The 10509-nt window shown below is 51.9% G+C and carries 5 protein-coding genes; 2 read left to right on the forward strand and 3 right to left on the reverse strand.

Annotated features, from left to right (window positions below; all coding sequences use genetic code 11):
* Positions 1–510: 510 nt before the first annotated feature.
* Complete coding sequence (gene putP, locus GVI43_RS15590) at positions 511–2001, reverse strand: sodium/proline symporter PutP (protein WP_159567756.1); 1491 nt, start codon at positions 1999–2001, stop codon at positions 511–513.
* A 516-nt stretch (positions 2002–2517) separates the two neighbouring features.
* Between putP and putA the strand changes: the two genes are divergently transcribed.
* Both putA and GVI43_RS15600 read left to right on the forward strand, forming a co-directional pair.
* The gene (putA, locus tag GVI43_RS15595; protein WP_159567757.1) at positions 2518–6495 is read left to right on the forward strand and encodes a trifunctional transcriptional regulator/proline dehydrogenase/L-glutamate gamma-semialdehyde dehydrogenase; all 3978 of its coding nucleotides are present in this window, start codon (positions 2518–2520) and stop codon (positions 6493–6495) included.
* Between the two features lie 265 nt (positions 6496–6760).
* A complete protein-coding gene (locus tag GVI43_RS15600) occupies positions 6761–7516 on the forward strand; it encodes an IclR family transcriptional regulator (protein WP_159567758.1) in 756 nt (251 codons plus the stop codon).
* Between the two features lie 190 nt (positions 7517–7706).
* Here GVI43_RS15600 and GVI43_RS15605 read toward each other — a convergent pair whose 3' ends face one another.
* The gene (locus GVI43_RS15605; protein ID WP_159567759.1) at positions 7707–7979 is read right to left on the reverse strand and encodes a transposase-like zinc-binding domain-containing protein; all 273 of its coding nucleotides are present in this window, start codon (positions 7977–7979) and stop codon (positions 7707–7709) included.
* 97 nt (positions 7980–8076) lie between these two features.
* Positions 8077–10509 (reverse strand): autotransporter outer membrane beta-barrel domain-containing protein (locus tag GVI43_RS15610; protein ID WP_159567760.1); only part of this gene is annotated, 2433 nt, incomplete at its 5' end.

Raw genomic sequence — 10509 nt, forward strand, 5'->3', positions numbered from 1 at the left:
GGATTTTCTTAACGGCAAAATCCTGTTCTGCTCTCGCAAACATCGCTATTCCATTAGGGGGGCTTATCATAATTTCGCGTAAAATATACAACAGTCTATTTGTTGTCTATCACTATCTTTCACAATACGGCTAATTTTTCCGAAAAATCAGGTCACTAACGTGAAGTTTTTCATCGAAATTTTCCGGCACTGACCACGCATGGCGACATCAATAAACCGGTATAATCACAGAGTCTAACTGACTTAATGAATGCAATCACAAAGATCTAAAGCGTTATCACCAGCAACAAGCGGCCTCGACGTTAGCGCATTGTGAAAATAATTGTTTTGACTCATCGGGCGTCAGCCTGCGGTTGTAGTGATGGGGCTTTAGTTGGCAAAACGGTGGGCGGAATAATGGCCAATGGTATAAGACGCTTCAGAATAATCGCGCCATCCGGCGATGATACGATCGGAAAAAAAAATGGCGCCCGTCGGGCGCCAAATTGTGTAATAACCGCTTAAAAATCGCTATTCTTTAATGCTCTGAAATTCGGTCTCAGCCTGATTAAAGCGAGACACCATTTTCTCGGTCGGGCCGTTGCCAATCAGGCTAAACACCACAATACCAATGGAGGCAAAAATAAAGCCCGGAATGATTTCATATAGATGGAACCACTCGTATTGCTTCCAGATGAGTACCGTCGCCGCGCCAATAATCATACCGGCAAGCGCGCCGTTGCGGGTCATGCGCGACCACACTACCGACAGCAGGATAACCGGGCCAAATGCGGCACCGAAACCGGCCCATGCGTAGCTGACTAGCCCCAGCACCCGATTTTCCGGGTTAGAAGCCAATATGATAGACACCACGGCAATCAGTAACACCATTAAGCGCCCTACCCAAACCAGCTCTTTCTGGCTGGCGTTTTTGCGTAAGAATGCTTTATAGAAATCTTCGGTCAGAGCGCTTGAACACACCAGCAGCTGGCAGCTCAGCGTACTCATTACCGCCGCCAGAATGGCCGACAGTAAAATACCGGCAATCCATGGGTTAAACAGCAGCATGGCTAATTCAATAAACACCCGTTCACCGTTCTCGCTCACGTTACCGGCCAGCGACGGATTGTTCGAGAAGAAGGCAATACCGAAGAAACCAACCGCTACCGCGCCGCCCAGACAGAAAATCATCCACGTCATGCTGATACGGCGGGCGTTATGAATAACGTGATGTGAATCGGCGGCCATAAAACGCGCCAGAATATGCGGCTGACCGAAATAGCCCAAACCCCAGCCTAACAACGAGAGAATGGCAACGAAGTTCAGACCTTTAAACATATCCAGATTTTCAGGATTTTTAGCCGCAATCACCATCATTGAGCTATCAATGCCGCCAACGGCAATAATCACCATCACCGGCGTTAAAATCAGGGCGAAAATCATTAATGAAGCCTGAACGGTGTCGGTCCAGCTTACCGCTAAGAAACCACCGATAAAGGTATAAGCGATAGTGGCAAATGCGCCAACCCATAGGGCCGTTTCGTAGCTTAAACCAAAGGTACTTTCAAACAGACGCGCACCGGCAACCACGCCCGAGGCGCAATAGATGGTAAAGAACACCAGAATAACCACCGCTGAAAAGATGCGCAAAATGCGGCTCTTGTCTTCAAAACGGGTTGAGAAATAGTCGGGTAAGGTCAGGGCGTTGTGGTTAATTTCGGTATGAACCCGCAGGCGCCCCGCCACAAAACGCCAGTTTAAATAAGCGCCGATAATCAGGCCAATGGCAATCCAGCTTTCAGAAATACCGGAAAGAAAGATCGCGCCCGGTAATCCCATCAGTAGCCAGCCGCTCATATCGGAAGCACCGGCAGACAGCGCGGTAACAAAACTTCCTAAGCGACGCCCGCCTAAAATATAATCACCAAAGTTGTTAGTTGCCCGATAGGCCATCAGCCCAATCACTATCATTACTAGTATATAGACCACGAAGGTCACAAGCATCGGCATACTGTCAGTCATGCAGATCTCCACATTCACGTATTCTCATCATGAAGCTAACCTTTATGTCATCAGTGCCGGTAGCACCGGATGTAAAACCGGTTAACTCGTATATATTTCTGATTACTGAAAGACCCGCCATATTGTCGTTCGCTAGGTATAACCTTTCGTGCTTCAGTATCACTCATCCTAGACAACAAACTAAAAAACGCACAACTTATTTAACAAATCAATTACAATATTTTCACACCAAGTCACATTTTTGATATTCATTTCTCGATCCCGAGAAAATTTGATCCCACGGCGCATTGGGCAAAAGTGCGAAATTATCCATACAGTATCAATAGATTACAAGCTTTTGGTATATATTCCTGAAAAAGACATATATATAGAATTATTCACTAAGATGGATCCAAATCACATAATAGGTGCAACTTTATTCAAACAAGGTTGCAACAAATGCGATTTTACACCTATTCTCAATCCATACCTACGGCAGTGAAAGCACGGCCATTTCAGCGTTTTAGAGGAAACAACATGGGAATGACAACGATGGGCGTGAAGCTGGACGAAGCCACGCGCGACAGAATCAAAAAATCGGCTCAGACGGTAGACCGTACCCCGCACTGGCTGATCAAACAGGCTATTTTTAACTACCTCGATCAGATTGAAGGTGGCAACATTCCCTTTGAAATCTCTGGCAATAGCGCAAATAACCGATCCGACGGCAATGAATCCGTCACTGACGCGATAACAGAGCATGGATATCAACCGTTTTTAGAGTTCGCGGAAAATATTTTGCCGCAGTCTGTCACCCGCGCGGCCATTACTGCCGCTTATCGCATACCAGAAACCGATATTATCCCCCGACTGTTAGATCAGGCCAAGCTAACGCCAGAGCGGGCAGCGGCGGCCCACCAGTTAGCCTATAAGCTGGCCGAAAAGTTACGCAACCAAAATAGCAGCAGCGGCCGGGCCGGTATGGTTCAGGGTTTATTGCAGGAATTCTCGCTATCATCGTCAGAAGGCGTGGCGCTAATGTGCCTGGCCGAAGCCCTGTTGCGCATTCCCGATAAAGCCACCCGTGACGCGCTGATCCGCGATAAAATCAGTAACGGTAACTGGCATTCCCATATCGGGCAAAGCCCTTCTCTGTTCGTTAACGCCGCCACCTGGGGGCTACTGTTGACCGGAAAACTGGTCTCGACCCATAATGAATCTCAGCTTTCATCGTCCCTTAACCGGATTATCGGTAAAAGCGGTGAACCGTTGATCCGTAAAGGGGTTGATATGGCGATGCGCCTGATGGGCGAACAGTTTGTCACCGGAGAAACCATATCGGAAGCCTTAGCCAATGCGCATAAGCAGGAAGAAAAAGGCTTTCGCTACTCTTATGACATGCTAGGCGAAGCCGCCCTGACGGAAAAAGACGCTCAGCGCTATCTGTTCTCTTATCAGCAGGCGATTCACGCCATTGGTAAAGCGGCCAACGGTCGGGGAATTTACGAGGGTCCGGGCATTTCAATCAAACTCTCGGCACTACATCCGCGCTATAGCCGCGCGCAGTATGGGCGGGTGATGGAAGAGCTCTACCCTCGCCTGCTGGAGCTGACCGTGCTGGCCCGTCAGTATGATATCGGCCTGAATATTGACGCTGAAGAGGCCGACCGTTTAGAAATCTCATTAGATCTATTAGAAAAGCTGTGCTTTGAGCCTCAGTTAGCCAACTGGAACGGCATCGGCTTTGTGGTTCAGGCTTACCAAAAGCGCTGCCCGTACGTGATCGACTACCTGATCGACCTCGCACACCGTAGCCAGCATCGCCTGATGATCCGTCTGGTTAAAGGGGCCTACTGGGACAGCGAAATCAAACGCGCGCAAATCGACGGCCTCGAAGGCTATCCGGTTTATACCCGCAAGGTGTATACCGATATCTCTTATCTGGCCTGCGCCCGCAAGCTATTGGCGGTACCGGAGGCGATTTATCCTCAGTTTGCTACCCACAACGCCCATACGCTGTCGGCAATTTATTATCTGGCCGGTCAGAACTATTACCCCGGTCAGTATGAGTTTCAGTGCCTGCACGGCATGGGTGAACCGCTCTATTTTCAAGTGGTGGGTAAACACAGCGAAGGTAAACTCAACCGCCCTTGCCGGATTTATGCGCCGGTTGGCACTCACGAAACCCTGTTAGCCTATCTGGTTCGTCGGCTGTTAGAAAACGGCGCCAATACGTCGTTCGTTAACCGCATCGCCGACGCCACTATTTCTCTTGATGAACTGGTTGCCGATCCGGCTAAGGTGATTGAGGCACAGACGGTGGCTGAAGGCGAGTTGGGCAAGCCTCATTTGCGCATTCCGCTGCCGAGAAAGCTGTATGCCGACGCGCGTTTAAACTCGTATGGCCTCGATTTATCCAACGAGCATCGTTTAGGTTCACTCTCTTGCGCACTGCTGGCCAGCGCAACTCAGGAGTGGCACGCAACGCCGTTAATCGATGCCGAGCTATCCGGCGAAAGCGCGCCGATCGGGGTGGTGAATCCGGCGGATTCACGAGACTGCATCGGCTATGTTACCGAGGCCAGTGAACAAGACGTCGATCGGGCCATTGATGCGGCGGTCAATGCGGCACCGATCTGGTTTGCCACCCCGCCGGAGCGCAGAGCCGAACTGCTAAACCGTACGGCTTCCATGCTGGAAAACCAGCTCCAGCCAATGATTGGGCTATTGGTCAGAGAGGCAGGAAAAACCTTTAATAACGCCATATCTGAAGTGCGGGAAGCCGTCGACTTTCTGCGTTATTACGCCGATCTGGTTAAGCATGACTTTAGCAACGATAGCTATCGCCCGCTTGGGCCCGTGGTCTGTATCAGCCCGTGGAACTTCCCGCTGGCGATTTTTACCGGTCAGATAGCGGCCGCGCTGGCCGCAGGCAATACCGTTCTGGCCAAACCGGCGGAACAAACGACGCTGATTGCCGCTCAAACCATCGCGCTAATGCATCAGGCAGGAATTCCGGTCGGAGCCGTTCAGCTATTGCCGGGTAAAGGCGAGGTGGTGGGTGCAAAACTGGTGGGCGATAGCCGGATCCGTGGGGTGATGTTTACCGGCTCAACGGCAGTGGCACAAACGTTACAACGTAACCTATCCGGGCGACTGGATCCTAACGGTCAACCAATCCCATTAGTTGCAGAAACCGGCGGGCTGAATGCCATGATCGTTGACTCCTCAGCGCTGACTGAACAGGTAGTAACTGACGTGGTCGCCTCGGCCTTTGACAGCGCAGGCCAGCGCTGTTCGGCGCTGCGCATTCTCTGCCTGCAGGAAGATATCGCCGACCGTACGATTGAAATGCTAAAAGGCGCGATGGCGGAATGCAGTATGGGTAACCCGGATCGCCTGTCTACCGACATCGGCCCGGTGATTGACGCCGAAGCCAAAGCCAATATTGAGCAGCATATTCAGACCATGCGGGCCAAGGGACACGCCGTTTATCAGGCGGCGTTTAGCCATGGGGACGATGAACCGCTGTGGGCCAGAGGCACCTTTGTCAAACCCACCCTGATTGAGCTAGACAGTTTCGACCAGTTAACCCAAGAGGTTTTCGGCCCGGTGCTGCACGTGGTCCGCTACCAGCGGGAAAATACCCACGAGCTCATTGAACAAATCAATGCCGCAGGCTACGGCCTGACAATGGGGATCCACACCCGTATTGATGAAACCATTAATCAGATAACCGAACGGGCACAGGCGGGAAACCTGTACGTTAACCGCAATATCGTCGGTGCGGTAGTCGGCGTTCAGCCGTTTGGCGGTGAGGGGCTATCGGGCACCGGTCCGAAAGCCGGTGGCCCGCTGTATCTCTATCGTTTACTCGCTAATCGCCCGGCCAATGCCTTAACGAAGGCATTTCGTCGCTCAGACGACGTTCGCCCAATCGATACCCGCGTTAGAGACGGCCTGTTACCAACTCTGGAACTGTTTAAATCCTGGGCTATCGAGCGTAATAATGACGCGCTTGCCAGCGCCTGCGACAGCTACCGGGATAACTCCCAATCGGGCACCGTTCGTTTACTCAACGGCCCGACCGGTGAACGCAATAGCTACGCCCTGCTGCCGCGCCATCGTATTTTGTGCCTAAATAGCGCTGAAGACGATGCGCTCATTCAGCTGGCCGCGGTTCTGTCCGTGGGTTCTAGCGCACTGTGGATAGAGGATGAATCAACCCGCGCACTGCATAAAAGCCTGCCAGAGTCGGCCCAAAAGCAGGTGCATTTTGTCACCGATTGGCGTTCCCCTGAGTCTACGTTCGACGCGGTTCTCTACCACGGTGACAGCGATCGGTTAAAAGAGGTGTGCGAGCAGGTAGCCCAACGCGACGGGCCGATTGTTTCCGTACAGGGCTTCGCCAACGGAGAAAGTAACATTTTGCTGGAAAGATTAGTGCTGGAGCGGGCGTTAAGCATTAACACCGCGGCGGCAGGCGGCAATGCCAGCTTAATGACCATAGGCTAAGGGAATAAAATGCAGTAAATACATGTAATGGATAATATCGCGATCGGCAAGGATGCTGGTCACATTCAGGAGAGATAAGGTAAGATCACAAGGTGATATACCCGCACCAAGGCGCTCAGCCCGATTAATCACGGGCGCAACGGTATGAAAACAACCCGTTTTCGTCTTATTGTACGTATGAAATATGGCCTACATTAGGTATACTGCCATCTACTCTAAATGAAACTGTCTCCCATTTAACGTTCCCAATCATGCAAATACAGCGATGAAAACAATCACAACCCAAATTCCGGCTCTCGATAAGGTGGTCCGCGTTTGTGACTATCTATCAGGCAAAAATGGTGCAACTTTTAGTCAAATCTATCAGGATGTTGGCATAGCTAAGAGTAGTACTTCGTCACTGCTTAACGGTATGGTCGCCCACGGTCTGCTGCGTCAGGATGCAGATAGATATTATTTGGGGCTGCGTCTGTATGAATTTGGTAATAAAGCGGTTGAGCAGTTCGATATCAAAAAGATCGCCCTGCCGATACTCAGCGCGCTGAGGGATAAAACCAACCTCACCTGCCACCTTGGCGTGTTGCAAGGGGCGTCGCCTATTTATTTGACCAAGCTTGAAAGCCCGCAGTCGATTATTATCCGCAGTTGGGAAGGCAAAAGGCTGTCATTACATAGCTCGGGGTTAGGTAAAGCCTTAATGGCCTGGTTAACCGACAGCGAAGTCGATGAGCTGTTGCCCGATGACCAGTCGCTACGGCGCTTTACCGATACTACCATAACCAGCAAAGAGGCACTGAAGCAGGCTTTGGCCGAAATCAGGACTAAAGGCTGGGCCTATGATGATGAAGAAGACAGTCAGGGCGTGAGGTGTATTGCGGTGCCGGTCAGAAACCCTCAGGGAAAAGTCGTTGCGGCCATTAGTATGTCGGGCGTTGCCTTTCAGATCCCGGATGATAAAAGGGAATATCTGGCGTCGTTGGTGATTGAAGCCGGCAAGCTGCTGTCGTTACAGCTGCGCTAAATTGATATTGAGCTCTGGTAGCGTAGGTTTGGTTTTATCCCGCAGGGCAATATAAAGGAAGGGATAAATAGTAGAACAATAGTAGAACTACCAAACCGGTAGTTCCACTGACCAAAAAGGATAACCGTCCGGTTATCCGTTAAAACGCAATCAAAACATAAAAGCGCGATAAGAACAGAGCAGAAAAACTCTACTTATCCTCTACCGCGGCTAAAATGTAGCGACTCACCATGTCTAACCTAATCCCCAATCGACTAGCAATATTTTCATGGCTTTCGCCTTCTGCCAGCATTTTTTCGATTAAGCGATAAATATCAGACTCCTTTCCCTGATAGATATAACGGGTCTGAAATGATTTTTTGCAAACATTACAAAAGTATCGTTGGCTCTTCGCGCGGGATAAGCCATTTTTTCGAACGTAGTGAGCGTTCTCACAATGATGACAGCAAGGTTTAATATCCATATTCTCCATACCTTGTACATTGATAAAAATTAACAAAACTGAGGCAGATAGTGAAAAGGCCCGCAACGCCGGTTGCAGGCCTTTTACTTACTCAGTATTAGAACTTATATTTAAATCCAACGATTAACGCGGTATCGCTATAACCATCGTCTCCCATTTGCTGAGCCACGTTAGTCCATAGATTAACATGCTTATTCAACTTCCCTTCGCTACCCAGCTTCAGTTCAGCCAGATTGCGTGCGCCTGACTGCTTCACTTCAACGCCGTTCAGTACCGCGCCGACCTGCTGACTGTTGTTCAGCCAGTTGGCTTCGGCATACACGGTAAATAGCTTGTCGCTACCTTTGTCTTTATCGCTCACGCCGTCACGGGAGATTTTCACGCCCAGACGAGTCTGCACGTTGTTCTCACCCGATGAAGTCACGCGGGTGCCGTTAACTTCACGGTGGTCGTCAGCGCTGATACCGCTCCAGGTTACCTGAGCCTGTGGCGTGATAAACACGTCGCCATTTTCGCCCTGATAAACCGGCATACGGTACCCGGCTTCAACCGAGGCACTCATTCCGTCGATGTCGTAGCTCTCGTTAGATAGCTGCTCGCCGTTCACATCCGCGTTCAACCAGCTGTACTGCATCCAGCTGTCCACATACAGACCGTTCAGGCTGGCTGCATCCTGATACCAGGTGGCATACACACCGGCACTGTAACCATCAACGCTACCTTTTGAGCGGTAACCGCTAAGCTCAGAACGGGTTTTACTGCTGGCGTTGCCATAGGCTGCCATCAGGCCAACGCCTAAGCGATCGCTGTCATTAAAGTGGCTATCCCAGACTTCACCGCCGCCCTGAACCACATAGGTATTGGTGGCAGTCCGTGACTGACCGGTCGTGTCATGGAATGTGGTTCTTGAACCCACCTGACGTAACCACATACTGGAGTTCTCTGCCCGACCTTCACGGTCTTCTAAGCGCAGGTTAAACAGTTTACCGGCCGCGGCCATATTGGCCATGTAGCTGCCCGCCTCAGGACGGATGATATTGTCAGCAGGCGTTGGCGTCGGCGTCGGCATCGGCGCATCCGGATCGGTTGGATCAACCGGCGTTGGTGACGGGATCTGAGAACGCAGATACCAGCCGCCGTCGTTCGGTGTTGCAACACCGCCCTTATTCAGGAAGTACTCATAAGCTCCGGCTACCGCACGGTTATTGAGCGTAAAGGTACCGTTAGACACACCGCCAACCCTCACCACTTCAATCCCGTTCACCGTCTGGTCACCGGCACCGTTGACGTTGTTGACAACAACGCCGGTATTACCGGAGGTATCGCCGGTGATAATGAGCTTATCGGTCGCCGAGCTGTCATCGCCTAAGGCGGTGTTAACCACGAGCGTGCCGCCGCCGGTATAGTCACCGTTGACCGTCAGGGTATTGCCGGTCTGACTGCCTGCCAGTTGGATAGTGCCGCCGTTGGTTAGTGCACCGATAGTCTGGTTACCGGCCGCAGCGCCCGCATAGCCGGTTAAGGCATTGAGTGACGCAATAGTGCCCTGATTGTTGACGGAGCCAACAACGTCGCCCAGTCCGCTCAGCGTACCGTTAGCCAGCACGTTAACCTGAGCACTGCCCGATAAGGTACCGGCTGAACCGACAGCGTCACCGATAATCAGTTGACCCGCATCAACGGTAGTGTTGCCGGTATAGGTCAGGTCGTGGTTAACCACTAAGCTGTCTGCGCCTTGCTTAACCAGCGCGCCGGTACCGGTGATAGCGTTTTCCAGTTCCCACCGGCTATTGGCGGTCAGATAGGTTACACCGTTATCCGCAATGGCTGAGCGACCTAAGTGCTTCTGCTCTGACGCCCGTAATGCCGCGCCGGTTTCCACCGTGAACAGGCCGCTGAAGCCCGCGTTATCGCCGGAGACCGTCAGGTCAGTGACGTTTTGAACGGTCACCTGCCCCGCACCGGCCAGCGATTTGGTCAGGTTGGTGGCGTTACCGGACAGCGGATTGATATTGACAGTCAGATGGTCGCTCGCGGTGGCAACCGTGATGGTGCCCTGCGTTCCCAGACCCTGTGCGCCGTCTAAGGTCGCCAGCGATGTATCAGACAGCGTCACGTCACCGGTATAACCGGCGTTAGCGCCGTTCACCACGAGCTCACTGGCCGTTACATTCAGCGCACCCGCGCCGGTCAGGGTGCTGTTGGCGATGGTTCCGCCATCAGTCACACCGGCAGCACGCTGGGTATCACTAATCGTCAACACGCTGCCCGCAGCCAGCGTCACGGAAGCACCGCCAGCGGTATTGAGCGCACCCACGGTCTGGCTGTAGCTGCCGGTGCCGTCAGCGGTGTTAAACGCAGCCCCGTTGTCGACGGTTAAGTTAGCGGTTTTACCCAGCACGTTATCGTTGGCCATCACCAGCGTACCGTTACGCACGGTGGTGTCACCGGTGTAGTTGTTAAGCTGGTTAGACAGGCTAACGGTTTGAGTACCGGCTTCCAGCGCTAAATCACCGCTGCCGATGATTTT

The sequence above is a fragment of the Budvicia diplopodorum genome (assembly GCF_009800925.1).
Lineage (GTDB): Bacteria > Pseudomonadota > Gammaproteobacteria > Enterobacterales > Enterobacteriaceae > Budvicia > Budvicia diplopodorum.

What these genes read in the sequence shown, in the direction of transcription:
- putP (WP_159567756.1), bottom strand. Translation starts at nt 2,001, where the DNA reads ATGACTGACAGTATGCCGATGCTTGTGACCTTCGTGGTCTATATACTA.
- GVI43_RS15605 (WP_159567759.1), bottom strand. Translation starts at nt 7,979, where the DNA reads ATGGATATTAAACCTTGCTGTCATCATTGTGAGAACGCTCACTACGTT.
- GVI43_RS15600 (WP_159567758.1), top strand. Translation starts at nt 6,761, where the DNA reads ATGAAAACAATCACAACCCAAATTCCGGCTCTCGATAAGGTGGTCCGC.
- putA (WP_159567757.1), top strand. Translation starts at nt 2,518, where the DNA reads ATGGGAATGACAACGATGGGCGTGAAGCTGGACGAAGCCACGCGCGAC.